General features: G+C 68.9%; 24 protein-coding genes. 10 read left to right on the forward strand and 14 right to left on the reverse strand.

The features are described 5' to 3' along the window. Positions 1 to 10 precede the first annotated feature (10 nt). Positions 11 to 808, reverse strand: a complete 798-nt coding sequence (locus tag OM513_RS05465; protein WP_264943146.1) for a metallophosphoesterase family protein — start codon at positions 806 to 808, stop codon at positions 11 to 13. A gap of 113 nt (positions 809 to 921) precedes the next feature. On the opposite strand from OM513_RS05465, the gene OM513_RS05470 reads away from it, so the two are divergent. After that, positions 922 to 1,959, forward strand: a complete 1,038-nt coding sequence (locus tag OM513_RS05470) for a M48 family metallopeptidase (protein ID WP_264943147.1) — start codon at positions 922 to 924, stop codon at positions 1,957 to 1,959. A 105-nt stretch (positions 1,960 to 2,064) separates the two neighbouring features. On the opposite strand, the gene OM513_RS05475 is transcribed toward OM513_RS05470, so the two are convergent. Continuing rightward, a complete protein-coding gene (locus OM513_RS05475; protein WP_264943148.1) occupies positions 2,065 to 2,322 on the reverse strand; it encodes an SWIB/MDM2 domain-containing protein in 258 nt (85 codons plus the stop codon). Between the two features lie 230 nt (positions 2,323 to 2,552). Here OM513_RS05475 and OM513_RS05480 point away from each other — a divergent pair, with 230 nt between their 5' ends. Beyond that, the gene (locus OM513_RS05480) at positions 2,553 to 2,750 is read left to right on the forward strand and encodes a hypothetical protein (protein WP_264943149.1); all 198 of its coding nucleotides are present in this window, start codon (positions 2,553 to 2,555) and stop codon (positions 2,748 to 2,750) included. Between the two features lie 177 nt (positions 2,751 to 2,927). Then, positions 2,928 to 4,586 (forward strand): 2-isopropylmalate synthase, encoded by a 1,659-nt coding sequence (gene leuA, locus OM513_RS05485; RefSeq protein WP_264943150.1) that lies wholly within the window; start codon positions 2,928 to 2,930, stop codon positions 4,584 to 4,586. 67 nt (positions 4,587 to 4,653) lie between these two features. On the opposite strand, the gene OM513_RS05490 is transcribed toward leuA, so the two are convergent. Genes OM513_RS05490 through folE form a run of 3 tightly spaced genes read right to left on the reverse strand, consistent with a single transcriptional unit; the run spans position 4,654 to position 6,384 of the window. Continuing rightward, positions 4,654 to 5,007, reverse strand: a complete 354-nt coding sequence (locus tag OM513_RS05490) for a dihydroneopterin aldolase (protein WP_264943151.1) — start codon at positions 5,005 to 5,007, stop codon at positions 4,654 to 4,656. After that, positions 5,000 to 5,764 carry an SDR family oxidoreductase gene (locus tag OM513_RS05495; RefSeq protein ID WP_264943152.1) on the reverse strand — a complete coding sequence of 255 codons (765 nt, stop codon included), beginning with the start codon at positions 5,762 to 5,764 and terminating at the stop codon, positions 5,000 to 5,002. Before OM513_RS05495 ends, OM513_RS05490 begins: the two co-directional genes overlap by 8 nt. Further along, positions 5,764 to 6,384 (reverse strand): GTP cyclohydrolase I FolE, encoded by a 621-nt coding sequence (gene folE / locus OM513_RS05500; protein WP_264943153.1) that lies wholly within the window; start codon positions 6,382 to 6,384, stop codon positions 5,764 to 5,766. The genes OM513_RS05495 and folE overlap by 1 nt, the downstream gene beginning before the upstream one ends. Positions 6,385 to 6,618: 234 nt before the next feature. Here folE and OM513_RS05505 point away from each other — a divergent pair, with 234 nt between their 5' ends. After that, positions 6,619 to 9,309, forward strand: a complete 2,691-nt coding sequence (locus OM513_RS05505) for a TonB-dependent receptor (RefSeq protein ID WP_264943154.1) — start codon at positions 6,619 to 6,621, stop codon at positions 9,307 to 9,309. Between the two features lie 79 nt (positions 9,310 to 9,388). On the opposite strand, the gene OM513_RS05510 is transcribed toward OM513_RS05505, so the two are convergent. After that, a complete protein-coding gene (locus OM513_RS05510; RefSeq protein WP_264943155.1) occupies positions 9,389 to 10,039 on the reverse strand; it encodes a YceI family protein in 651 nt (216 codons plus the stop codon). Between the two features lie 160 nt (positions 10,040 to 10,199). Here OM513_RS05510 and OM513_RS05515 point away from each other — a divergent pair, with 160 nt between their 5' ends. After that, complete coding sequence (locus OM513_RS05515) at positions 10,200 to 10,859, forward strand: hypothetical protein (protein ID WP_264943156.1); 660 nt, start codon at positions 10,200 to 10,202, stop codon at positions 10,857 to 10,859. Between the two features lie 22 nt (positions 10,860 to 10,881). Here OM513_RS05515 and ilvC read toward each other — a convergent pair whose 3' ends face one another. From ilvC to miaA, 5 genes are all read right to left on the reverse strand, one after another. Further along, positions 10,882 to 11,901, reverse strand: a complete 1,020-nt coding sequence (gene ilvC / locus OM513_RS05520; RefSeq protein WP_264943157.1) for a ketol-acid reductoisomerase — start codon at positions 11,899 to 11,901, stop codon at positions 10,882 to 10,884. Positions 11,902 to 12,001: 100 nt separating this feature from the next. Then, positions 12,002 to 12,517 (reverse strand): acetolactate synthase small subunit, encoded by a 516-nt coding sequence (ilvN, locus tag OM513_RS05525; protein WP_264943158.1) that lies wholly within the window; start codon positions 12,515 to 12,517, stop codon positions 12,002 to 12,004. Between the two features lie 4 nt (positions 12,518 to 12,521). Then, entirely contained in the window at positions 12,522 to 12,686 is a 165-nt protein-coding gene (locus OM513_RS05530) for a hypothetical protein (RefSeq protein ID WP_264943159.1), read from the reverse strand. Next, a complete protein-coding gene (locus OM513_RS05535; RefSeq protein WP_264943160.1) occupies positions 12,686 to 14,431 on the reverse strand; it encodes an acetolactate synthase 3 large subunit in 1,746 nt (581 codons plus the stop codon). The genes OM513_RS05530 and OM513_RS05535 overlap by 1 nt, the downstream gene beginning before the upstream one ends. A gap of 78 nt (positions 14,432 to 14,509) precedes the next feature. Next, entirely contained in the window at positions 14,510 to 15,436 is a 927-nt protein-coding gene (gene miaA, locus OM513_RS05540; RefSeq protein ID WP_264943161.1) for a tRNA (adenosine(37)-N6)-dimethylallyltransferase MiaA, read from the reverse strand. 84 nt (positions 15,437 to 15,520) lie between these two features. On the opposite strand from miaA, the gene serB reads away from it, so the two are divergent. Further along, entirely contained in the window at positions 15,521 to 16,396 is an 876-nt protein-coding gene (serB, locus tag OM513_RS05545; RefSeq protein ID WP_264943162.1) for a phosphoserine phosphatase SerB, read from the forward strand. 7 nt (positions 16,397 to 16,403) lie between these two features. Here serB and OM513_RS05550 read toward each other — a convergent pair whose 3' ends face one another. Beyond that, the gene (locus OM513_RS05550; RefSeq protein WP_264943163.1) at positions 16,404 to 17,375 is read right to left on the reverse strand and encodes an SPOR domain-containing protein; all 972 of its coding nucleotides are present in this window, start codon (positions 17,373 to 17,375) and stop codon (positions 16,404 to 16,406) included. A 175-nt stretch (positions 17,376 to 17,550) separates the two neighbouring features. Between OM513_RS05550 and OM513_RS05555 the strand changes: the two genes are divergently transcribed. The 4 genes from OM513_RS05555 (at position 17,551) to OM513_RS05570 (ending at position 20,558) form a co-directional block, all read left to right on the forward strand. Continuing rightward, the gene (locus OM513_RS05555; protein WP_264943164.1) at positions 17,551 to 18,270 is read left to right on the forward strand and encodes a ParA family protein; all 720 of its coding nucleotides are present in this window, start codon (positions 17,551 to 17,553) and stop codon (positions 18,268 to 18,270) included. Positions 18,271 to 18,281: 11 nt separating this feature from the next. Continuing rightward, positions 18,282 to 18,815 carry a hypothetical protein gene (locus OM513_RS05560; RefSeq protein ID WP_264943165.1) on the forward strand — a complete coding sequence of 178 codons (534 nt, stop codon included), beginning with the start codon at positions 18,282 to 18,284 and terminating at the stop codon, positions 18,813 to 18,815. Positions 18,816 to 18,817: 2 nt separating this feature from the next. Further along, positions 18,818 to 20,188 carry an SPOR domain-containing protein gene (locus OM513_RS05565; RefSeq protein WP_264943166.1) on the forward strand — a complete coding sequence of 457 codons (1,371 nt, stop codon included), beginning with the start codon at positions 18,818 to 18,820 and terminating at the stop codon, positions 20,186 to 20,188. 70 nt (positions 20,189 to 20,258) lie between these two features. Continuing rightward, on the forward strand, positions 20,259 to 20,558 hold the full coding sequence (locus OM513_RS05570; protein ID WP_264943167.1) for an excalibur calcium-binding domain-containing protein: 300 nt from the start codon (positions 20,259 to 20,261) through the stop codon (positions 20,556 to 20,558). Between the two features lie 10 nt (positions 20,559 to 20,568). On the opposite strand, the gene OM513_RS05575 is transcribed toward OM513_RS05570, so the two are convergent. Both OM513_RS05575 and OM513_RS05580 read right to left on the reverse strand, forming a co-directional pair. Next, positions 20,569 to 21,795 carry a dihydroorotase gene (locus OM513_RS05575; RefSeq protein ID WP_264943168.1) on the reverse strand — a complete coding sequence of 409 codons (1,227 nt, stop codon included), beginning with the start codon at positions 21,793 to 21,795 and terminating at the stop codon, positions 20,569 to 20,571. Beyond that, positions 21,792 to 22,781, reverse strand: a complete 990-nt coding sequence (locus tag OM513_RS05580; protein WP_264943169.1) for an aspartate carbamoyltransferase catalytic subunit — start codon at positions 22,779 to 22,781, stop codon at positions 21,792 to 21,794. The genes OM513_RS05575 and OM513_RS05580 overlap by 4 nt, the downstream gene beginning before the upstream one ends. Positions 22,782 to 22,793: the final 12 nt, after the last annotated feature.

The raw sequence follows: 22,793 nt of genomic DNA on the forward strand, positions 1-22,793 counted from the left end.
CCAGCGGCCCTCAGATGCTGGGGCTGTAGGTATCGTCGCCCTGATATTCGGCGGCCTCGCCCTGCACCGATACGACCCAGCGCGCCGCGCCTTCCAGCCCGATCGCGGAGAGCTTGCCGCTGAAGAAGGCGCCGGTGTCCACGCCGATGCGGTTGGGCATCTCCTCCACGTCCGGGGTGATCGAATGGCCGTGGATCACCATCAGGCCATGGTCGGCGCCGCTCTTCAGGAAGCTCTCGCGAATCCAGCGCAGGTCGTTGCCCTTCTGCTCCTCCAGCGGGACGCCGGGGCGGATGCCCGCGTGGACGAACAGATAGTCGCCGATCACGATCATGTCCTCGGCGCCGTCCAGGAAGGCGATGTCGTCCTGCGGCACGCGGCGCGAGATCAGGCGGCTGAGATCGTCGAAGCTGCCGTTGCGCGCCTGATCCTCGCTGATGCCATAGCTTTTCAGCGTGGCGACGCCGCCCAGGCCCATTACGCCGCGGGCGCAGCGTGCGTCCCCGAACGCGGCGTTGACGAACACCTCCTCGTGATTGCCCTTCAGCAGCCGCGCGACGCCTGCGCGGCACAGCTCGCGCACGCGGCGCACCACCGCCGCCGAATCCGGCCCGCGGTCGATCAGGTCGCCCAGGAACACCAGTTCGGTGTCGGCGCGCGGGCGGGCGGCGTCGTCCTGCCCGACGGCGTCGAGCAACTGATCGAGCAGGTCCGCGCGCCCGTGGATATCGCCGATCGCATAGATGCGGCGGCCGGGGGGGATTCGGTGCTGGCGTGGAGCCTTGGCGAAGCGTCGGAAAAAATTCATGTTCTTGATCGGTTGGGGGCTTTCGCGCGCCCCAATAGCGCTCCGGCGCGCAAATGGCCATGCGTGGTGTACGCAATGGTTGCGCACAGGCGGCGGTGCTGGAACAAGGGGGCATGCGTCCGCCCCTGATGATCGCCGCCGTGGCGCTGGCTCTGGCCGCGGGTGCCGCTTCGGCGGTGCCGCGCGATGCCCCTGCGGTGATCGCGCAGCCCGCTCCCGGCGATGAGAAGCTGCTGCTGCTCCAGGAGCTTGACGCCCGGCTGCTCGCGGTTGGCTACCGGCTGGCGGTTTCCGCGGGGGATCTCTGCCCCCAGGTGCCGCTCGCTGGCTTCGTGGTGCATGACATCAGCCAGTATCCGGGCGGCGAGCAGGCGGCGGCGCGCGCCACCTTCGGCTTCGGCGCCGGCGGGGCGCCGCTGGTGCTGGCGGTGGCGCCGGGCAGTGCGGCGGAGCGTGCCGGGCTGGAGCCGGGCGACGCGCTGGAGACGATCGACGGCGCGCCGCCCGCGCCGGGCAGCGGCGCGCGATCCAGCTCCTACGCGCGAACCGCGGCGCTGATCGGCCAGATCGACGCGGCAGTGGCCGATGGCGCGCTGACCCTGGGCGTATCGCACGGCGGGGAGCATCGCGTGCTCGACATCGCGCTGGACCGCGGCTGCGCCTCCCGGTTCGAGGTGAGCGCCGAGGACGGCTTCCAGTCCAAGGCGGACGGCACTTACGTCCAGATCTCCACCGATACGATCTTCTACGCGGACAGCGAGGAGGAGCTTGCGGTGGTCGTCGCGCACGAGCTGTCGCACAATATCCTGCGCCATCGCGAGCGGCTGGACGCGGCCGGGATCAAGCGCGGGCTGCCGCAGATGTTCGGCCGCAACGCCCGGCTGACGCGCCGCACGGAGGACGAGGCGGACCGGCTGGCCGTCTATCTGCTCGATCGCGCGGGCTATCCCACCAGCGCGATCGCCAGCTTCTGGGAGCGTTTCCGCCGTGACAAGGGCGCGGGCATCTTCCGCATCGCCACCCATTCGAGCGAGCGCCAGCGCATCGCGATGAGCGAGCGCGAGATCGCGCGGATCGCGAAGATGAAGGCCGCGGGCCAATCACCCCGCCCCGATTTCATGGAAGGTCCGGAACTCCCCGAGCTGCGCTGAGCCGGTTTCCGGTGTGCCGCGCCGATGCCCGGCGCGAGTCGCGGACCGCGCCGGGGCGGCCCGCGTTCGGGCGGGGCCGGCGCGCGGGCCGGCCCCGGCACCGGTTCAGCTCAGGTGCTTGCTCAGGTGCTTGTTCATCTCGAACATGGTCACCTTGTCGGCGCCGAAGATCGGCTTGAGCTTCGCGTCGGCGATGATCTCGCGCTTGTTCGCAGCGTTCTGGAGGTTGTTCTTCTTGATGTATTCCCAGATCTTGCTGACGACTTCGCTGCGCGGCAGCGCGGCCGCACCGACGATTTCCGCAAGCTGCGGGGAAGGGGTCACCGGCTTGGCGATGCCGCCGCGTGCCTTCGTTTCCGCCATAGTCCTGTTCTCCTGTGCGTGCCCGTTCGGGCCTATTTGTTGGTCGCGCCGGCGGCTTTCGCGAGGACCTGGCCGCCGTTGTCGCGGGGCGTGATGTATCGCGCTTCTTTGCGATATGCACCCCCTCCACGCGCTCTTAGGCGCTCTTTGCTGTGGATTAGCGCCCCAGAGGCGTAGGAGAGGGCGCCCGGCCGTGCTATCGGTGGCCGGTTGGAAGGGGATTTGCGGCGATGCGATATCTGGCGCTGGGCGGGCTGTTGATGCTGGCGGCATGCGGTGGCGGCGGCACCACGGGCACCAACTATTCCGATCCCCCGCCGATGGCCGAGATCGTGGCCACGCCCACCCCGGTGCCCTCCGCATCCCCGTCCGCAACGCCCTCGACGGGGCCGGAAACCGGCGAAATGTCGAATAGCGCCGGCGAATAGGTGGACAAATTAACCTGCATTCGCCATGTGGGCCGCATGACGATGCGGCTCGGCCTCGGTCTGCGACTTATCCGCCCTTAGGGGCGAAGTGCTGCGCGCGTCTCCCCTAAGGGGTTTCCATAGCCACAGACCGACAATCGTGCCGGCACCGTCCGGCCGTACCCGAGAGACACGCACATGCTTCGCGATCCGAGCGTAAAATACCGCCCGTTCCCCACCATCGACCTGCCCGACCGCCAATGGCCGGGCCGCACGATCACCCGCGCGCCGCGCTGGCTGTCCACCGACATGCGCGACGGCAACCAGGCGCTGATCGATCCGATGGACGGCGAGAAGAAGACCCGCTTCTTCGAGCTGCTGTGCAAGGTGGGCGTGAAGGAGATCGAGGTCGGCTTCCCCAGCGCGGGCGCCACCGAGTTCGACTTCATCTCCGGCCTGGTCCAGCAGGGCAAGGTGCCGGACGACGTTATCATCCAGGTGCTCACCCAGTCGCGCCGCGACCTGATCGAGACCAGCTTCGAAAGCCTGCGCGGGGCGCCGCGCGCGATCGTCCATCTCTACAACGCCGTCTCGCCGGCCTGGCGCGAGGTGGTGTTCAAGATGACGCGCGACGAGGTGCGCGAGATCGCGATCACGGGCGCCAAGGTGCTGCGCGATTGCGCCGCCGCCCAGCCGGACACCGACTGGCTGTTCGAATACAGCCCGGAAACCTTCTCCACCGCCGAGCTGGATTTCAGCCTGGAGGTTTGCGAGGCGGTGATGGACGTGCTGCGCCCCACGCCGGAAAAGCCGATCATCTTCAACCTGCCGGCCACGGTCGAATGCGCGACGCCCAACGTCTATGCCGACCAGATCGAATGGTTCTGCCGCAACATCCGCAACCGCGACAGCGTGGTGGTTAGCCTGCATCCGCACAACGATCGCGGCACCGGCGTCGCCGCGGCGGAACTGGGGCTGATGGCGGGCGCGGACCGTGTCGAGGGCTGCCTGTTCGGCAACGGCGAGCGCACCGGCAATTGCGACATCGTCACGCTGGCGCTCAACATGTACACGCAGGGCGTTGATCCGGAACTGGATTTCTCGGACATCGATCAGGTCATCAAGACCGTCGAATATTGCAACGCCATCCCCGTCCACCCGCGCCACCCCTATGCCGGCGACCTCGTGTTCACCGCCTTTTCGGGCAGCCATCAGGACGCGATCAAAAAGGGGTTCGAGGCGCAGGGCAAGCGCAACGACCGCATCTGGAACGTCCCCTATCTGCCGATCGACCCCGCCGATCTGGGCCGCAGCTATGAGGCGGTGATCCGCGTCAACTCGCAATCGGGCAAGGGCGGCGTCGCCTGGGTGCTGGAGCAGGACAAGGGGCTGAAGCTGCCCAAGCGGATGCAGGCGGAATTCTCCAAGCACGTCCAGGGCCTGGCCGACGAGACGAGCCGCGAGCTGAACGCCGCCGACATCTGGGGCCTGTTCGAGCGCGTGTACCTGCCGGGCGAGAAGGATCGCTTCGCGCTGGTCGATTATGAGGAAAGCGGGGCCACGGGCAGCCGCACCTTCGTCGGCCGCGTCGCGATCGATGGCGAGGAACGCTCGATTTCGGGCAAGGGCAACGGCCTGATCTCCGGCGTGATCGACGCGCTGGCGGGCACCACCGGGCCGAATCTGGACGTGGTGGACTATAGCGAGCATGCGATCGGCCATGGCGCCGACGCGCAGGCCGCGGCCTATGTCGAATGCCGTACGGAGGATGGGCGCACCATCTTCGGCGTGGGCATCGATGCGGACATCGCCACCGCCAGCGTCCGCGCCGTGCTAAGCGCCGCCAACCGGGCCTGATCCGGGCGTTGATGCAGGCGGCGGCGGGACGTGCTGCGGCCGGCGGTTCCGCCGGTCGCGGATCGCCCTAGCCCCGGCCGCGCACCACCTCGCAGCCCACGCGCGCGTCGGGATAGAAATCGGGCTTCAGCGATCGCACGCGCGCCTCGGTCACCCGCGGATCGCGCAGCGCCAGCGCGGCGATCTCGTCGCACAGCGCTTCCTGCAGGTCGAAATGCCGTTCGGCCACCAGCTTGCGGATCGACTCGCGCAGGAAATCATAATCGACCACCGCGTCGATCCGGTCTTCGACCGGCGCGGGATAGGCGCAGCGCATCTCCACCGTCACCAGCACGCGCTGCGGCGCCGCGCGCTCCTCCGGATGGATGCCCAGCCCCATCACCAGCTCCAGCGCCTCCAGCCGGATCAGATATTCAGCCATGCGGTCGCTCGCGCCCCTCGAACATCACGTCGCCGTCGCGTGCCAGGAAGCGCTGGCCGCAGTCCACGAATATATTCTGCCCCGTGATCGACCGGCAGGTGAGCAGATGCTCCACCGTCGCGGCGATATCGTCGAGCGCCACGGGCCGCTGGAGCAGGTTCTCGCGCGAATGGCGGGCGAACTCCTCCGCGCTCTGGTCCAGGCTCGGCAGCGTCAGGCCGGGGGAGACGGCGTTGACGCGCACCCGCGGCGCCAGCCCGCGCGCCAGCAGCTCGGTGGCCGCCGCCAGCGCCGACTTGCTGAGCGTATAGGTGAGGAAATCCGGATTGAGGTTCGCCACCTTCTGGTCGAGCAGGTTCACCACCGCGCCCGCGTCGAGATCGTCCTGCGCGGCAAGCGCCGACGCGAGCGCCACGGGAGCGCCCAGGTTGATGCGCATGTGCCGGTCAAGCAGCGCGAAATCGGCGAGGGGCAGCGCGTCCCAGGCGAATTGCGAGGCGTTGTTCACCAGCCCCTCCACCGGCCCGCCCAGCCCATCGCGCGCCGCGGCGATCAGCGCCGGGGCCGTGGCCGCCTGCGACAGTTCGCCGGTGACGATGCAGGCGCTGCCGCCCGCGGCCGCGATCGCATCGCGCAGCGCGGCGGCCTCTTCCGGCGCATTATGGTGATGGATCGCCACGGCATGGCCGCGCAGCGCCAGCCGGCGCGCGATGCCCGCGCCGATCCGCCGTGCCGCCCCCGTCACCAGGATGCGCATCAATATCCCATCAGCTTCAGCACCTCGGCGCGGCTGCGCTCGTCGCTGCGGAACACGCCCATCATGCGGCTGGTGACCATGCCCACGCCCGGGGTGCGCACGCCGCGCGCGGTCATGCAGCTATGGCTCGCCTCGATCACCACCGCCACGCCATGGGGCTGGAGGTGCTCCCAGATGCAGTCGGCGACTTCCGCGGTGAGCCGTTCCTGCACCTGCAGCCGCCGCGCGAAGCCGTGGAGCACGCGCGCGATCTTGGAGATGCCCACCACCTTGTCGCGCGGCAGATAGGCGATCGACGCCTTGCCGATGATCGGCGCCATGTGGTGCTCGCAATGCGACTGGAAGGGGATGTCGTTCAGCAGCACGATCTCGTCATAGCCGCCGACCTCCTCGAACACGCGGGCGAGGTGGACCGCCGGATCCTCGCCATAGCCGGCGCAATATTCCTTCCACGCGCGCGCCACGCGGGCAGGCGTGTCCACCAGACCCTCGCGCTCGGGGTCGTCGCCGGCCCAGCGGATCAGCGTGCGAACCGCCTCCGCGACGCTCTCCGGCACCGGAATCTTCGCGGGAGCGGCAATCAGGTCGCCGTCGTCGGCGCCTTCCGCAAGATCGGCCATCGTTTTCGTCATCCTTCCCATCACAAGTTGACGCTACGGCAAGCTAGCTTTCGCCGAAAGGGGCTGTTGCACGCTTGTATCGCGTCGGGAAAAACCGCCGTTTTCCGGGCGATTCACCCAAGTAATCCCGTTGACGCACGGAAGCGCGGAGCGTTAGTTGTTGTAAGGAGTTTTTGCAAAGCGCGAACGGCTGAAAGACCGTAGCGCTTGCCAGCAGGGGAGGGGATGTTTCCCATGAAGAAGTTCGATCTGCTCGCGGCATCGGCACTTGCGATGCTTTTCGCCGCGCCCGCCGCGGCCCAGGATACCCCGGCGCAGGATGATGGCCAGGCCGAATCCACCGAATATGAGAATGCGAACGACATCGTCGTCACGGCCACCCGCCGTAACGAGACGGTGCAGGAAGTGCCGCTGGCCGTGACCGCGGTGGGCGCCGAGCTTCTCCAGAACGCCGGCGTCAGCAACGTCCGCGACCTGGAACAGCTCGCTCCCTCGTTCCAGAGCTCGACCGGCCAGTCCTCGGCCACCGGCACCACCATCTACATCCGCGGCATCACCACGGGCGGCGACAACCCCGGCTTCGAACCGGCGGTGGGCGTGTTCATCGACGGCGTGTTCCGCGCCCGTGCGGGCGTCGCCATCTCCGAGCTGCCCGAGCTGGAGCGTGTCGAGGTGCTGCGCGGCCCGCAGGGCACGCTGTTCGGCCGCAACACCTCGGCGGGCGCGCTCAGCGTGTTCACCGCGCAGCCGAAGTTCGAGCTGGGCGGCTATGCCGAGGCTTCCTACGGCAACTATGACGCGATCGAGGTGAAGGGCGCGATCACCGGCCCGGTGAGCGAGCAGGTCGCGCTGCGCGTCGACGCCGGCTATCGCACGCGCGACGGCTATATCCAGGACGCCAACAGCAATCGCGCGATCAACGACATCGATCGCTGGAACGTCCGCGGCCAGGCGCTGTACGACAATGGCGACGTCACCTTCCGCCTGATCGCCGACTATTACGAGACCGACGAGCAGTGCTGCGGCGCCGTTTCGGTGGTCCGCGGCTCGCTCGCGCCGGTGATCCAGTCGGTCGCCGCCGCCCAGGGCCGCGTCGGCCTCTACACCGGCCCGGCCAGCGATCGCATCCAGGCCATGTCGCCCAACCGCGACTATGGCGAGGCGGTGCGCGACTGGGGCGTTTCGGGCGAGCTGAACTGGAACTTCGGCGACGTCAGCATGACCTCGATCACCGCCTATCGCGACTGGCGGGTGCTGCGTAACCAGGACATCGATTTCTCGGGCATCGATCGCGCCTATCGCGACGGCTATCGCAGCGCGCTGACCGACTTCACCCAGGAACTGCGCTTCCAGGGTTCGGCGTTCAACGGCGCGCTCGACTGGCTGGTCGGCGGCTTCTACCTCAACGAAAGCAACAAGCTGACCGATACGGTGCGCTTCGGCAACGACGGCAACCGTTACGTCGACACCGTTTTCGCGGGCGCGCTGGGCGCTGCGCCGCCGGCGGGCTTCGGCACGCCGCTGCAGTTCTTCGGTTCGCTGGGCGGCGGTGTGCCGCTGGTCGGCCAGGCGCTGCTCAACCCGCTGGTGCCGAACACCGTTCCGGCGCTCCAGTCGGCTTATGGCGCGCAGCTCGGCCTGCTGGTCGGCTGTTTCCGCGCCCAGGTGGGCACGGCTCCGGCCGGCGCCTGCGTGATCCCGGGCTTCCCGTCGGCTCCGGTCCCCGGGCTGGCCGCGCTGGTCACCAGCCCGCTGCCCGGCGTCACCGCCGGCCAGGGCAACAACAACGACGATTTCAGCGTCAAGACCAACGCCTTCGCGCTGTTCACCCACAACATCATCAACATCAGCGATCAGGTGTCGCTGACGCTGGGCGCGCGCTGGAACCACGAAAAGAAGACGATGGCGGCGTCCATCAACAACAATACCGGCTCGTGCGGCTTCTTCGATCAGGTGCGCGCCGGCAACGCCGCGGCCAACGCCTATGCCAATGTGCTGCGCCAGATGGGGCTGTTCAACAACCTGTTCCTGCTGGGCTGCAACCCGGCGGTGAACACCGAGTTCAACGGCAACTATGCCGACAGCTTCACCGATAACGAGATCACCGGCACCGCGAAGCTGGCGTTCAAGGTTTCGGACGAGCTGCTGACCTATGCCAGCTTCGACCACGGCTATAAGTCGGGCGGCTACAACCTCGATCAGGCGACCTTCGATTCGGTGCTGCTTGGCGGCAACGGCCCGCAGGGTTCGGACCTGCGCTTCGGCGCGGAGACGGTGAACGCCTATGAAATCGGCTTCAAGGCCAGCCCGACCCGCGCGTTCACGCTGAACGGCGCGCTGTTCTATCAGGACTTCAAGGGCCTGCAGTCGCTGGTGTTCGCCGGCAACAACTTCGTCGTCCAGAACGTGCCGAAGAGCATCAGCAAGGGCGTGGAGCTGGAGTCGGTGATCCGTCCGGCGCGTGATCTGACCTTCAACCTGGGCTACAGCTACATCAGCGCCAAATATGCCGGCAGCAACAACTTTACCGGCACGCCGCTCGCTGGCCAGGAAGGCAAGCAGTTCAGCAACCAGCCGAAGCACACGGTGGCCATCTCCACCACCTGGACGCCGGCGCTGTCGGACTCGATCAACGGCCTGATCCACGTCAACATGCGCTACAACAGCGAGGTGAACATCCCGTCGGGCAGCCCGGATCCGGTCACCGGCCGCACCGCGCTGTACAACCCGGGCTATGCCCTGGTCGGTGCCCGCGTGGGCATCACCTCTGCGGACAACAACTGGCGCGCGGAGTTCTTCGTCGAGAACCTGTTCAACCAGTATTACCACATCACCGGCTTCCCGGTTCCGGAGCAGACCGGCAACTATGCCGCCTATCCGGGCTATCCCCGCTTCTACGGGATCACGATCCGCGGCGGCTTCTGATCCGCGGACGATCCGGCGAGACAAGACGGGCCGGGGCAGCGATGCCCCGGCCCGTTTCGTATGCGGCGAGCGGCCAGCGCTACTGTTTCTCGAAGGCCGCCGTGATGTCGAGCTGCACCGCGTCGGAGACCATCGGGATGCCATAGGCGATGCCGAAATCGCTGCGCTTGATCTCCGCGGTCGCGGCGAAACCGATCGTCTCCTTCTTGTTGTACGGATTGGCGCCCGCGCCGGTGAATTTGGCATCGAGCGTCACCGGCCTGGTCACGCCGTTCAGCGTCAGATCGCCCAGGATGGCGGCGGTGGTGCCGTTCACCGTCACCCGTTTCGACACGAAGCGCGCGTCGGCGGGGGCGGGGCCGAAGAAGTCGGCGGGCTTCCCGTCCTGCCCCGGCTTTAGCAGGTGGCCGGTCAGCGCGGCATTGGCGGTGGTGACCAGCCGGACCGGGATGGTGATGTCCACCTTCGCATCGCCCGGCCTGGCCGGATCGATCGTCAGCGTGCCGGTGGAATCGCCGAACAGGCCGAAATAATCGTTGAACCCGAAATGGTTGACACGCCATCCGATCAGCGTGTGGCCCGGATCGACGGCATAGGTGCCGGCGGTGACGCGCGATACGTCGGCCGAGCCCGGAAGCTGGGCCGCCTGATGCGCGACGACCGGAGCGGCAAGGACAACGGCCGCCGCAACGGCGATGGCGCGCAGGCGCGCGGGGGTTCGCAGACGCATGGATACTCCTTTTGTGATGGAGCGTTCAGCGTCGCGCGCCGGGCGGGGCGGGTCAAACCCCGGGCGGGGAAACGCATCGTTTCCGCGTCTGACCCCCGGGCACTACGCGCGCGGCGGCTTTCTTCTTGGCGGCCGGAGAATCCATGGCATTCTCCGGCGCATGACCGCAGGACGCCGCATCGGAGCGCTCGTGCTCACCATCACCGTCGCGCTGATGTTCGCGGCGCTGAAGCTGGTCCTGCCGTTGATCGAGGGCGCGTCGCTGCCGTTCCTGGGCATCGATTTCGCGCTTCCGCTGCAATTCCTGGCCACGCTGCTGGCGGCGGCGGCGGTCTATACCAGCGCGGCGCGGCTGATGGAGAGGCTGTTGCGCGACTGGACCTGGCTGAAGGCGAAGGTCCATGGGCCGGCGTTCGTCGAGGGCACGTGGATCGGCCGCTTCGACGCGGCGGACGGCGCGAAATACACCGTCGAGCATATCGAACAGTCGCTGGAGGGCGTGGTGGTGCGCGGCTGGGCGCGCGGGGCGGACGGCAAGCCCTATGCCGAATGGACATCGTCCAGCGCGGTGGTGGACGGCGCGAACGGGCGCTTCGGCTTCCAATATGATTGCGACGTCATCGCCAAGGCCACGCGGCAACAGGGCGTCGCGGCGTTCCAGTTTGTGCGGGCGCGCGCGTCGGCACCGCCGCACGAGATGACCGGCTATTCCGCCGATCTGGTCGACGGCACCCGATCGGCCAACCATGAGGTGAAGCTGTCGGACCGGCTGACCGGCCTCGACGAAGCCTTCGCCGCCGCGCGCAGCCGGTTTCCCTGAAGCGCGCGGCGGGGCAGGCCGATCAGTTCTTGTCCTTGTCCACCAGCTTGTTGGCGCCGATCCACGGCATCATCGCGCGCAGCTCGCTGCCCACCTGCTCGATCGGATGCGCGGCGGCCGCCTTGCGGCTGGCCTTCAGCTCGGGCTGGCCGGCGCGGTTGTCGAGGACGAAATCCTTGACGAAGCGGCCCGACTGGATGTCCGCCAGCACGCGCTTCATCTCGGCCTTGGTCTCCGCGGTGATGATGCGCGGGCCGGTCTTGATGTCGCCATACTCGGCGGTGTTCGAGATCGAATAGCGCATGTTGGCGATGCCGCCTTCATACAGCAGGTCGACGATCAGCTTGGTCTCGTGCAGGCACTCGAAATAGGCCATCTCGGGGGCATAGCCCGCCTCGACCAGCGTCTCGAAGCCTGCCTGGATCAGGTGGGTGATGCCGCCGCACAGCACCGCCTGCTCGCCGAACAGGTCGGTTTCGCACTCTTCCTTGAAATTGGTCTCGATGATGCCCGAACGGCCGCCGCCGACGCCGCTGGCATAGGCCAGCGCCACGTCATGCGCGTTGCCGGTCGCGTCCTGGTGGATCGCGATCAGGCAGGGCACGCCGCCGCCGCGCTTATATTCGCTGCGCACGGTGTGGCCGGGGCCTTTGGGCGCGATCATGATCACGTCGATGTCGGCGGGCGGCTCGATCAGCCCGAAGTGGACGTTCAGGCCATGCGCGAAGGCGAGCGCGGCGCCCGGCTTCATATTGCCCTTCAGGTCGTTCTCCCAGATCGCGGCCTGATGCTCGTCGGGCGCCAGGATCATCAGGATGTCGGCCCATCCGGCCGCATCCTTGTTGCTCAGCACCTTGAAGCCGGCGTCCTCGGCCTTCTTCGCGGAGGCCGAGCCCGGGCGCAGCGCGATCGCGACTTCCTTAACGCCGCTGTCGCGCAGGTTCTGCGCATGGGCATGCCCCTGGCTGCCATAGCCCAGGATGGCGATCTTCTTGCCCGTGATGAGGTTCAGATCGGCGTCGCGATCGTAATAGACACGCATTCTTCGCTCCCTTGTCGTTCAGCGTGCCCCTGCGCGAGCAGGAGCCCAGGGTGGCTGCCCCCCTAGGGCCCTGCATGCGCAGGCGCACGAAAGCATTTCTTCAGGCCGCCTCGCGTCCCCGCGATATGGCCACCACGCCGGTGCGCGCGACCTCGACCAGCCCCAGCTCGCCCATCAGCTCGACGAACTTGTCGATCTTGTCGCGCCCGCCCGTCACCTCGAACACGAAGCTGGAGATCGTGGCGTCCAGCACATGCGCGCGATAGACCTCGGCAAGGCGCAGCGCCTCGATCCGGTGATCGCCCGTGCCGGCCACCTTCACCAGCGCCAGCTCGCGCTCGACATGCGGGCCGAGCACGGTCAGGTCGGTCACCTTGTGGACCGGCACCAGCCGGTCGAGCTGGGCGATGATCTGCTCCATCACATGCGGCGACGCGCTGGTGACGATGGTGATCCGCGATACCGCCTTGTCCTCGGTGATCTCGCTCACCGTCAGGCTTTCGATATTATAGCCGCGCGCGGTGAACAGGCCGGCGATCCGCGCCAGGATGCCCGGCTCGTTATCGACGACGACGGCGAGCGTGTGCCGCTCGTTGAGTTCCTGCTTGATATGCATTTGACTACCTGAGGCCGCGATATTGCAGCATTTTGTCGTTCTTTGCCTTGAGCTTCCGATACTGGACAGGCGTCAATCGACCGTCTGCCAAGGCGGCTTCGAGAGTCTTGGCATGCTCGATCAAACTGGCATCGAATTGCGGCTCTAGTCCGCGCATAATCTTGCCCATCAGACCAGCGCCTTGGCTTCGTCGTCCATCTCGCCCGAGACCTGGGCGGACTGGAGGATCATTTCGGTATGGGCGGCGCCCGACGGGATCATCGGGAAACAATTGGCCAGCTTCGCCACGCGGCAATCGACCATCACCGGCCCGTCATGCGCGATCATCTCCGCGATGCCCGCGTCGAGCTGGTCCGGCGTCTCGATCAATATGCCCTTCCAGCCATAGGCCTCGGCCAGCTTCACGAAATCGGGCAGCGCGTCGGAATAGCTCTCCGAATAGCGGCTCTGATAGGTGAGCTGCTGCCACTGGCGCACCATCCCCATATATTCGTTGTTGAGGATGAAGATCTTGACCGGCAGGCGATACTGCGTGGCGGTGCCCAGCTCCTGGATGTTCATCTGGATGCTGGCCTCGCCCGCGATGTCGATCACGAGCGCGTCCGGATTGCCGAGCTGCGCGCCGATCGCGGCCGGCAGGCCATAGCCCATCGTGCCCAGCCCGCCGCTGGTCAGCCACTTGTTCGGATCGTCGAAATCGAAGTGCTGGGCGGCCCACATCTGGTGCTGGCCCACTTCGGTGGTGATGACCGGCGCCTTGTCCTTCGTCGCCTCCCACAGCGCGCGGATGGCGCGCTGGGGCATGATCACGTCCTTGCGATCCTCGAAATCGAGGCAGCGCACCGCACGCCAGCCCTCGATCCGGTTCCACCATTCGGCCAGGTCCGGCGTGGGATGCTTGCGGCGCTTCCATGCCTCGATCATGTCCGCCAGCGCGGAGCCGACGTCGGCGATGATCGGCAGGTCCACGCGCACGTTCTTGTTGATCGACGAACGATCGATATCGACATGCACCTTGCGGCTGTTGGGGCTGAAGGCGTCGAGCCGCCCCGTTACGCGATCGTCGAAGCGCGCGCCCAGCGCGATGATCAGGTCGGCCTGGTTCATCGCCAGGTTCGCCTCATAGGTGCCGTGCATGCCCAGCATGCCCACCCATTGCGGCGACGATGCCGGGAAGGCGCCCAGGCCCATCAGCGTGGAGGTGACCGGCGCGCCGGTGAGGGCAGCCAGCTCGCGCAGCAGGCGCGACGCCTCCGGACCCGAATTGATGATGCCGCCGCCGGTGTAGAAGATCGGGCGCTCGGCCGCGGCGAGCATGTCCACCGCTTCCTCGATCCGCGCGGGATCGGCCTTCACCTGGGGGGCATAGGCCTTGTGCCGGATCGGCGCGTTGCTGCGTTCCTGCGCGGTGGCGACCTGGACGTCCTTGGGGATGTCGATCACGACCGGGCCGGGGCGGCCGGCGGTGGCGATGTGGAACGCCTCACGCACCACGCTGGCGAGCTGGGCGGGGTTCTTCACCAGATAATTGTGCTTCGAACAGTGGCGCGTGATGCCCACCGTGTCCGCTTCCTGAAAGGCGTCGGTGCCGATCAGGCCCGTGGGAACCTGGCCGGTGATGACGACCATCGGGATCGAATCCATCAGCGCGTCGGTGATGCCGGTGACCGCGTTGGTCGCCCCCGGGCCGGAGGTGACGAGCACGACGCCCGGCTTGCCGGTCGATCGGGCATAGCCCTCCGCGGCATGCGTCGCGGCCTGCTCGTGGCGGACCAGGATGTGCTTGATCGCGTCCTGCTTGAACAGCGCGTCATAGATCGGGAGCACCGCGCCGCCCGGATAGCCGAACACCACCTCCACACCGAGGTCGGTCAGCACCTCGATCAGGATGTCTGCTCCGCTCTTCTCGCTCACGGCTCTACTCCTTCTGGGCGGGCGCAATAGCACCGCCGGAAGCGGGCTGCTAGTCGCACGAAAACTACAGGTCAAGGCCTATAAGAAGAATTTTCTTTCAAAAGCATCAAGGATTGCGTATGTTTCTGTCTCCGCCGTTCGCTCCCAATGCCCCGGGGGCTGGCGGCGGAACCAGGTATACTGGCGCTTGGCATATTGGCGGGTGGCGGCCTGCGCCCGCGCGATCGCTTCCTCGCGCGCGATTTCCCCGGCAAGCCATTGCGATATCTCCGGAAAGCCGATCGCGCGGCGGACGGGCGCCGAAGCGGGAACATCGGTGCGGGCGGCCAGCGCGCGCACCTCCTCGATCGCGCCCGCTTCCAGCATCGCCTCGAACCGTGCGTCCATCCGCGCCGCCAGCCAGGCGCGGTCGGGCAGCAGGACCAGCGGCATCAGATCGATCCCGCCGCCGATACCGCCCACGCGCTCGGCCTGCCATGCGGCGATCGGGCGGCCGGTGGCGCGCACCACCTCCAGCGCGCGGGCGACGCGGGTGGTGTCGCTGGGCCGCAGCCGTCCGGCGGCCTCGGGATCCTCCATGGCCAGCGCGGCATGCGCCTCTGCAACGGGCATCGCGCGCACCGCCTCGCGCACCGCCGGGTCGATCTCCGGGATCGGGGCGATGCCGTCGATCAGCGTGCGCAGGTACATGCCGGTGCCGCCGGCGAGCACCGGAAGCCGCCCGGCATCGTGCGCCGCGGCGATCTCCGCGCGCGCCTCCGCCGCCCAGCGCGCCGCCGAATAGGCGTCCGCGCCGTCGACATGGCCGAACAGCCGGTGCGGCACGCGCGCCTCCTCGGCCTCGCTCGGACGCGCGGTCAGCACGCGCAGATCGGCGTAGACCTGCGCCGAATCCGCGTTGATCACCACGCCCTCGCGCCGCTCCGCCAGCGCCAGCGCCAGCGCGGACTTGCCGCTTGCCGTCGGCCCTGCGATGAGCGCCACCTTCGGAAGGGATTCGGTCATCTCCCGTCCTCCGTCCGCCCCCGGCCCGGCGAAGGGCGGCCCGGCGCGGTCCGGGGCGGGGTTTCGGTCACTAAGGGTTCGTCGATGTTCATCGCCACGCTGATAGCAGAGAGTGTCCGCGCAGGAGACCTTTCCGAAGCCGCGGACCGGCTGGCGGCGGCGGGCGCGGCGGCGGATGCCCCGCGCTGGCTGGAGCCGGGGCGCGCGGCGGACCTGCCCTTCGCGGGCGATCCGGCGGCGGCGCGCGCGGCGCTGGAGGGTGTGTTCGCGGGCGCCGACGTGGTCGTCCAGCCTGAGGCGGGGCGCGAGAAGCGGCTGCTGGTCGCCGACATGGATTCCACCATGATCACCGTCGAATGCATCGACGAACTGGCCGATTATGCCGGGATCAAGGCGCAGATTGCCGAAGTGACCGAACGCGCGATGCGCGGCGAGCTGGACTTCGCCGAGGCGCTCGACGCCCGGGTGGCGCTGCTCCGCGACCTTGAGGAAAGCGCGATCGAGCGCTGCCTGGCCGAGCGCGTGCGCCTGTCGCCCGGCGCGGAGACGCTGGTGAAGACGATGCGGGGCAGGGGCGCGCTGACCATCCTGGTTTCGGGCGGCTTCACCCGTTTCGCCGGGCCGGTGGGCGAGCGGCTGGGGTTCGAGCGCGTGATCGCCAACCGGCTCGTGATCGCGGACGGCAAGCTGGCCGGCACGGTGGAAAAGCCGATCGTCGACAGCGGCACCAAGGAGCGCACGCTGGAGGGCGCGGTGGCCGAGCGCGGGCTGGATTTCGCGCAATCGCTCGCGGTGGGGGACGGCGCCAACGATCTGCCGATGATCCGCCGCGCCGGGCTGGGCGTCGCCTATCGCGCGAAGCCGGTGGTGGCCGCGGCGGCAGGCGCGCGGCTGGAGCATAGCGATCTCTCCGCGCTGCTGTGGGCGCAGGGGATCGCTACCGCCGATTGGGTGCGTTGAGGCCCCTTCAGGGGCCGACAGGCACGCAGGGCTTCACCGAAGCGCAGGCGCCGCTGGCCTCCGCGCGCGAGGCATAGGGGCCGACCAGCACCCGGGTAAGATTGCCCGCCTTGACGTAATAGACCTGGCGGCCCGGGAAGCGGCCGGCGAGCTGGCCCCACAGTTTGCGGGCGTTGCCCGGATCGCCGAACGCGCCGACCTGAACCTTCCACCCGCCGTCGCGCACCACCGCGGGCTTGGGCGGCGCAGGCTTCGGCGGCGCGGGCTTCACCACCGGCTTGTCCGCGATCGCCACCTGCGCCGGGCGCGGCTTGGCGTCGGGCTTTGTCTGCGGCTTCGGCTGCGGCTTGGGCGGCGTGTTGTCGGCGAACTGGACCGGCGGCTGCGGCCGGCCCTGCTCCTCCTCGTAACGGCGGGCGAGCGTCAGGCCCTGCTGCCGGTCCTGGAGGGAGATATAGCGGTCCATCTGCGCCAGCGCGGCGGATGCCTGCGGCAGCCCGGACTGCGACGATCGCACGATCAGCGCATAGGCGCGCACCCAATCGCGGTCGATGCCGTCGCCGTTGAAATACATGGTGCCCAGCACGAACTGCGCGCGCGGCTCGCCGCGGGACGAGGAGCGCTTGAGCCACTCCACCGCCTGGGTGCGCTTGCCGTTCTGGAACAGGGTGAGGCCGTAATTGTCCTGCGCCTGCACATGGCCCTGCACGGCCGCGCGGCGATACCAGTCCTCGGCCTGGTTCAGGTCGGCGGTCACGCCGCGGCCCAGCTTATAGGCCTGGCCCAGGTTGAACTGCGCGTCGGCGTCTCCGGCCACCGCGGGGCCGCGCCAGCGGTCGACGGCGCCCTTGTAGTCGCCCGACTGCCAGGCCTTCACGCCCTGCTCGACGGGATTGTCCTGCGTCTGCGCCTGCGCGCATGCAGGCGTCATCGCCATCGCCGCGGCCAACGCCCCGGCCGTGATCCAAACAGACTTCATGCGACCCGACTCCGCGCCCCCGCAACAATGGATAAATGCCAATTAACCATCGATTGGGAAAGAAATCCTTACCCCGCGCCGGATAGGGGGCCGTCCCTGCACGGCACGCATTAACCTTTCTTTATCCGACGGCATGGCATTCCCGGGGTTCAGAAGCGGGAGTTCCGAGGGGTACATGCGCGTCCTGGCGATGGCATCGCAGAAAGGCGGGTCCGGCAAGACCACGCTCAGCGGGCACCTGGCGGTGCAGGCGCAGCGTTCGGGCGCAGGCCCGGTCGTGCTGATCGACATCGATCCCCAGGGGTCGCTGTCCGATTGGTGGAACGAGCGCGACACCGAGCTTCCGGCCTTCGCCCAGACCACGGTTGCGCGGCTCGCCGCCGATCTTGAGGTGCTGCGCCAGCAGGGTTTCCGCCTGGCCGTGATCGATACGCCGCCGGCGATCACCATGGCGATCCAGAGCGTGATCCAGGTCGCCGAACTGATCGTGATCCCGACGCGCCCCAGCCCGCACGACCTGCGCGCCGTGGGCGCTACGGTGGATCTGTGCGAACGCGCGGGCAAGCCGCTGATCTTCGTCGTCAACGCCGCCACGCCCAAGGCGCGGATCACCTCCGAAGCCGCGGTCGCGCTGTCGCAGCACGGCACGGTGGCGCCGGTCACCATCCACCACCGCACCGATTTCGCCTCGTCGATGATCGACGGCCGCACGGTGATGGAGGTCGATCCCCAGGGCAAGTCGGCGCAGGAGGTCGGCGCGCTCTGGGCCTATATCAACGACCGGCTCGAAAAGAACTTCCGCCGCACCGTGTTCAGCGCCCCGGCAGTGCCGATGGGCGGCTTCGGCGTGGCGCGGCCCACGGGTGGCTTCGGCCGCCGCGTGGTGAGCAGTTGAGGGAGGTGGCGATGCACGGCAAGCCTGCGGCTTCGCTTTCGTCCGGCCTGCTGGCGCGCAAGGGCCATGCCCGCCCGGCGATGCGCCCCCAGGGTTTCGTGGCACTCTCGCCCGCCCAGATGGCGCATGACGATCTGGGCTGGAACGACATGGGCGAAGGCCATGCCGCCGCCGTCGCGCAGCCGGTTTCCGTGACGCCCGAGCCGGCGCCGGCCCCTGCGCCGGTTGCTGCCAGGCCGCCGGTGCTGCAGCAGCGCGCCCAGCTCGACGCGCGGCTGGCCGCGCCGCGCCAGGCGCCGCAGCCGGAAGCGCCAGCCGCCGTCGCCATCGAGCGTGCCGCGCCCGAGCCGCGCGATGCGCGCGCCAAGGCCGCCTTCACGCTTCGTCTCGATCCCGATCGCCACCTGCGCCTGCGCCTCGCCTCGGCGGTCCGTCACCAATCGGCGCAGCAACTCGTCACCGAGGCGCTCGACGCCTTCCTCGAAACGCTCACCGACGTCGACGGCCTGGCCCGCCAGGTCGCCGCACGGGACGGAAGGGAATGACCATGAAGACCCGCAGCCTGATGTGGATCGGCCTCTCGGCCTTCGGCCTCACCGGCGCCGGCATCATAAGCGCGCCCGGGATGATCGCGGTCGCCGCCTCGGCCGACAATGCCAAGGCCGCCGCCTCCGACGCCGGCAAGGCGCGCAAGGCGCTGGCCAAGCGCGACGCCGCCCGCGCCGTGCAGTTCGCGGAGGCCGCGGTCGGCTATTCGCCGCAGATCGCCGAATATCGCGTGCTGCTGGGGCAGGCCTATCTGCTTTCCGGCCGCTTCGTCTCGGCGCGGCAGGCGTTCAGCGACGCGCTGACGCTCAATCCCAGCGACGGCCGCGCCGCGCTGAACCTGGCGCTGACGGAGATCGCCGCGGGCGACTGGTCGGGCGCGCGCAACACGCTTGAGGTGCATGCCAACACCATCCCGGCGGGCGACCGCGGGCTGGCCTTCGCGCTCGCCGGCGATCCGGTGAAGGCGATCGAGATACTGGAGCCCGCCGCGCGCGCCGCCGACGCCACCGCCAAGACCCGGCAGAATCTGGCGCTCGCGCTGGCGCTGGCGGGCCGCTGGGAGGAATCCAAGTCGGTCGCCGCGGTCGATGTGCCGCCGGACCAGCTCAACGCGCGGATGCTCGAATGGGTCGCCTTCGCGCGGCCGACCAACGCCTATGATCAGGTCGCCTCGCTGCTCGGCGTGCGCGCAATCGAGGATGCCGGCCTGCCGCAGCGCCTTGCGCTGGTGGCCCCGGCCCCCGGCACCGGCCTGGCCGCAGCCGATGTCCCCGCCGCGCCCGTGGCCGAGGCGCCCGCCGCCGATGCGGTGGACAGTTATATGCCCGGCGTGCCCGCCAACGCCGATCAGCTCGTCGCCGAAAGCGGGTACGACGCAGGCCCGGCGGCCGAGAGCGATACCGTGGTGGAAAGCTCCCCGGTGATGGCGCAGGTCGCCGGAACCGGCCCGCAGGTCGTGTTCGGCCCGCGCGAGGAGATCGTGCAGGCGATCCCGGCCTATTATCGCGAGGCGCCGCGCCAGTCGGTCGCCGCGGCCCCGGCCAAGCGCCGCGCGCCCGCCGTCGCCGCGCGCGGCAGCTATTATGTCCAGCTCGGCGCCTATTCGAGCGTCGGCGTGGCCCGCGAATCGTGGAACCGGCTCACCTCGCGCGTGCCGGCCGTGGGCCGGTACCAGCCGCAGAGCGCGCGCGTGACCACCAAGGCGGGTAATTTCTATCGCGTCTCGGTCGGCGGCTTCGCACGTGCCGATGCCGATGCGCTGTGCCGCCAGGTTCGTGCCAAGGGCAGCATCTGCTTCGTCCGCACCGGCGCGGGCGACCAGCTTGCGAGCTGGGCAAAGGGCGGTGCGACACAGCTCGCATCGCGCTAACGGCTTCCGGAGCTTCCGGGCGGTTCCTATCCGCCTGGGAGCCCGCTACCGGCGCAAGCGCCGGATCGGCGTGGTCAAGGACGCGCTAACCTATCTGGGCATCGCCGCGATCGGCGGCACCGCGATTGGCGCGGGCAGCGTCGCGCTGGGCGAGACGGAACGCGCCCGGATCCACCAGATCGTCCGGGAGGTAGGCATCCGCGCGGGATGGTGGCGCGCACGCGATCCGCAGCCAGGGGATTACTGGCGGCGGTGCGACGACGCGCGCGCGGCCGGCACCGCGCCGATCCATGCCAGCGAGCCGGGCTATCGCCCGCCGCTTGACCGTGATGGCGACGGCATCGCCTGCGAGCCCTATCGCGGCATGTGACCGCCCGGCCTCAGCCGACGCGCTTGCCGCCCTTCCAGATCGCCGCCACCTTGCCCTGCACCGGCAACCCGTCGAAGGGCGTGTTCCCGGCGCGGGCCACCATCGCCTCGGCGTCGATGCGCCAGGGCTTGCCGGGATCGACCAGGATCAGGTCGGCGGCGAGTCCGGGCGCGATGCGCCCGGCGTCCAGCCCCAGGATGCGCGCCGGGTTCTCCGCCAGCAGCTCGAACAGCCGCGCCAGCCCGATCGTGCCGTCATGGACGAAGCCCATGCCCAGCGCGAACAGCGTCTCTGCGCCGGACATGCCGGGCTCCGCATCGGCGAAGGGCAGGCGCTTCTCTTCCGGCCCGCGCGGATCATGGCCGGAAAACAGCACGTCGATGGTGCCGTCCGCAAGCGCCGCCAGGCACGCGCGCCGGTCCGCGTCGCTGCGCAGCGGCGGGGAGAGGCGTGCATAGGTGCGGAAATCGGATACGTCGATGTCAGACAGCAGCAGATGGGCTGGGGTGATGCCGCAGGTGACCGGCAGGCCGCGATCCTTGGCGCGGCGCACCAGCTCCAGCCCCTGCGCGGTGGTGACCTGTCGAAAGTGCAGCCGCGCGCCCGTCTCCTCGACCAGGATCAGGTCGCGCGCGATCGCCAGCGCCTCTGCGGCGGCAGGGGCGGAGGGCAGGCCCAGGCGCATCGCCGTCTCGCCCTCGGTCGCCACCGCGCCCGCGGCCAGCCCGCCGTCCTCGGCATGCGCGATCACCGCCAGCCCGCAATCGCGCGCATAGGCCAGCACCTTCCGCATCACGCCCGAATCGGCGATCCAGCCGCGCCCGGTGGCCACCGCCCGCGCGCCCGCGGCCTGGTTGATCGCCATCTCTGCCAGGTCGTCGCCCTTCAGCCCCTGGGTCGCCGCCGCCAGCGGATGCACCCACAGCTCCGGCTTGCCCATCAGCGCGGCGCGGCGGACGATGCCGGGATCGTCGAGCACGGGGGACTGATCGGGCATCAGCCCCACGCGCGCGATGCCCCCCGCGTGGCACGCCCGGCGATCGACCGCGAACACGCCCAGATCGATGATCGCGGGCATCAGCCACCCGCCGCCGCGCACGATCTGCGCGCAATCGATCACCTCGCCGTCGCCCGCGATTTCGCCGGTGCCGATCTGGGCGATGACGTCGCCCTGTGTCGCGAGCGGCGCCTGAAGCCCCTCCGGCCCGATCCGGCTGTTGAGGAAATAGCGCTTCATGCCCAGCCCTCCACGCCGCGCGCGCGCCGCGTCAGCACGTCGAGGCAGGCCATGCGCACCGCGACTCCCATCTCCACCTGCTCGGTGATCGCGGAGCGTTCGGGATGATCGGCGACGCTGGACGTGATCTCCACGCCGCGGTTCATCGGGCCGGGGTGCATCACCAGCGCGTCGGGCTTCGCGCGCTCCAGCCGCTCGGGGGTCAGGCCGTAGCGCATATGATATTCGCGGGTGGAGGGGATGAAGGCGCCGCTCATCCGCTCGTTCTGCAGCCGCAGCATCATCACCACGTCCGCGCCCTCCAGCGCCGCGTCGAAATCCTTGAAGGGCGTCACGCCCATCCGCTCGATCCCCACCGGCATCAGCGTGGCGGGGGCGCAGACGCGCACCTCGGCGGCCAGCGCGGTGAGCGAGAGCATGTTCGATCGCGCCACCCGGCTGTGCAGGATGTCGCCGCAGATCACGACGCGCTGGCCCGCGATGGCGCCGCGCCGCCGCCGGATCGTCAGCGCGTCGAGCAGCGCCTGGGTAGGGTGCTCGTGCCAGCCGTCGCCCGCGTTCAGCACCGGGCAGCCCACCTTGTCGGCGATGAGCTGCACCGCGCCCGAGCTGCTGTGGCGGATCACGATCACGTCGCCGCGCATCGCGTTCAGCGTCACGGCGGTGTCGATCAGCGTCTCGCCCTTCTTCACGCTGCTCTGGCCCGCATGCATGTTCACCACATCGGCGCCCAGTTTCTTCCCCGCGATCTCGAAGCTCAGCAGCGTGCGCGTGCTGTTTTCGAAGAAGGCGTTGATCTGGGTTATGCCCTCCAGCCGCCGGTCGCTCTTGCCGCGCCCGCGGTTGAAATCGACCCAATGCTCCGCCTCGTCGAGCAGGAACAGGATCTGGTGGGGCTCCAATCCCGCGATGCCAGTCAGGTGCCGGTGCGGGAAAACGGCGCCGCCCGGTATCTGGGCGGCGGGGCGATGATCGGACGGAGGCATTAAAGGCGCTGG

Source organism: Sphingomonas canadensis (assembly GCF_026013525.1).
Lineage (GTDB): Bacteria > Pseudomonadota > Alphaproteobacteria > Sphingomonadales > Sphingomonadaceae > Sphingomonas > Sphingomonas canadensis.

Excerpts from the sequence above, each read along its gene's own strand:
- OM513_RS05465 (WP_264943146.1), bottom strand. The coding sequence starts at position 808 with ATGAATTTTTTCCGACGCTTCGCCAAGGCTCCACGCCAGCACCGAATC.
- OM513_RS05470 (WP_264943147.1), top strand. The coding sequence starts at position 922 with ATGCGTCCGCCCCTGATGATCGCCGCCGTGGCGCTGGCTCTGGCCGCG.
- OM513_RS05475 (WP_264943148.1), bottom strand. The coding sequence starts at position 2,322 with ATGGCGGAAACGAAGGCACGCGGCGGCATCGCCAAGCCGGTGACCCCT.
- OM513_RS05480 (WP_264943149.1), top strand. The coding sequence starts at position 2,553 with ATGCGATATCTGGCGCTGGGCGGGCTGTTGATGCTGGCGGCATGCGGT.
- leuA (WP_264943150.1), top strand. The coding sequence starts at position 2,928 with ATGCTTCGCGATCCGAGCGTAAAATACCGCCCGTTCCCCACCATCGAC.
- OM513_RS05490 (WP_264943151.1), bottom strand. The coding sequence starts at position 5,007 with ATGGCTGAATATCTGATCCGGCTGGAGGCGCTGGAGCTGGTGATGGGG.
- OM513_RS05495 (WP_264943152.1), bottom strand. The coding sequence starts at position 5,764 with ATGCGCATCCTGGTGACGGGGGCGGCACGGCGGATCGGCGCGGGCATC.
- folE (WP_264943153.1), bottom strand. The coding sequence starts at position 6,384 with ATGGCCGATCTTGCGGAAGGCGCCGACGACGGCGACCTGATTGCCGCT.
- OM513_RS05505 (WP_264943154.1), top strand. The coding sequence starts at position 6,619 with ATGAAGAAGTTCGATCTGCTCGCGGCATCGGCACTTGCGATGCTTTTC.
- OM513_RS05510 (WP_264943155.1), bottom strand. The coding sequence starts at position 10,039 with ATGCGTCTGCGAACCCCCGCGCGCCTGCGCGCCATCGCCGTTGCGGCG.
- OM513_RS05515 (WP_264943156.1), top strand. The coding sequence starts at position 10,200 with ATGACCGCAGGACGCCGCATCGGAGCGCTCGTGCTCACCATCACCGTC.
- ilvC (WP_264943157.1), bottom strand. The coding sequence starts at position 11,901 with ATGCGTGTCTATTACGATCGCGACGCCGATCTGAACCTCATCACGGGC.
- ilvN (WP_264943158.1), bottom strand. The coding sequence starts at position 12,517 with ATGCATATCAAGCAGGAACTCAACGAGCGGCACACGCTCGCCGTCGTC.
- OM513_RS05530 (WP_264943159.1), bottom strand. The coding sequence starts at position 12,686 with ATGGGCAAGATTATGCGCGGACTAGAGCCGCAATTCGATGCCAGTTTG.
- miaA (WP_264943161.1), bottom strand. The coding sequence starts at position 15,436 with ATGACCGAATCCCTTCCGAAGGTGGCGCTCATCGCAGGGCCGACGGCA.
- serB (WP_264943162.1), top strand. The coding sequence starts at position 15,521 with ATGTTCATCGCCACGCTGATAGCAGAGAGTGTCCGCGCAGGAGACCTT.
- OM513_RS05550 (WP_264943163.1), bottom strand. The coding sequence starts at position 17,375 with ATGAAGTCTGTTTGGATCACGGCCGGGGCGTTGGCCGCGGCGATGGCG.
- OM513_RS05555 (WP_264943164.1), top strand. The coding sequence starts at position 17,551 with ATGCGCGTCCTGGCGATGGCATCGCAGAAAGGCGGGTCCGGCAAGACC.
- OM513_RS05560 (WP_264943165.1), top strand. The coding sequence starts at position 18,282 with ATGCACGGCAAGCCTGCGGCTTCGCTTTCGTCCGGCCTGCTGGCGCGC.
- OM513_RS05565 (WP_264943166.1), top strand. The coding sequence starts at position 18,818 with ATGAAGACCCGCAGCCTGATGTGGATCGGCCTCTCGGCCTTCGGCCTC.
- OM513_RS05575 (WP_264943168.1), bottom strand. The coding sequence starts at position 21,795 with ATGAAGCGCTATTTCCTCAACAGCCGGATCGGGCCGGAGGGGCTTCAG.
- OM513_RS05580 (WP_264943169.1), bottom strand. The coding sequence starts at position 22,781 with ATGCCTCCGTCCGATCATCGCCCCGCCGCCCAGATACCGGGCGGCGCC.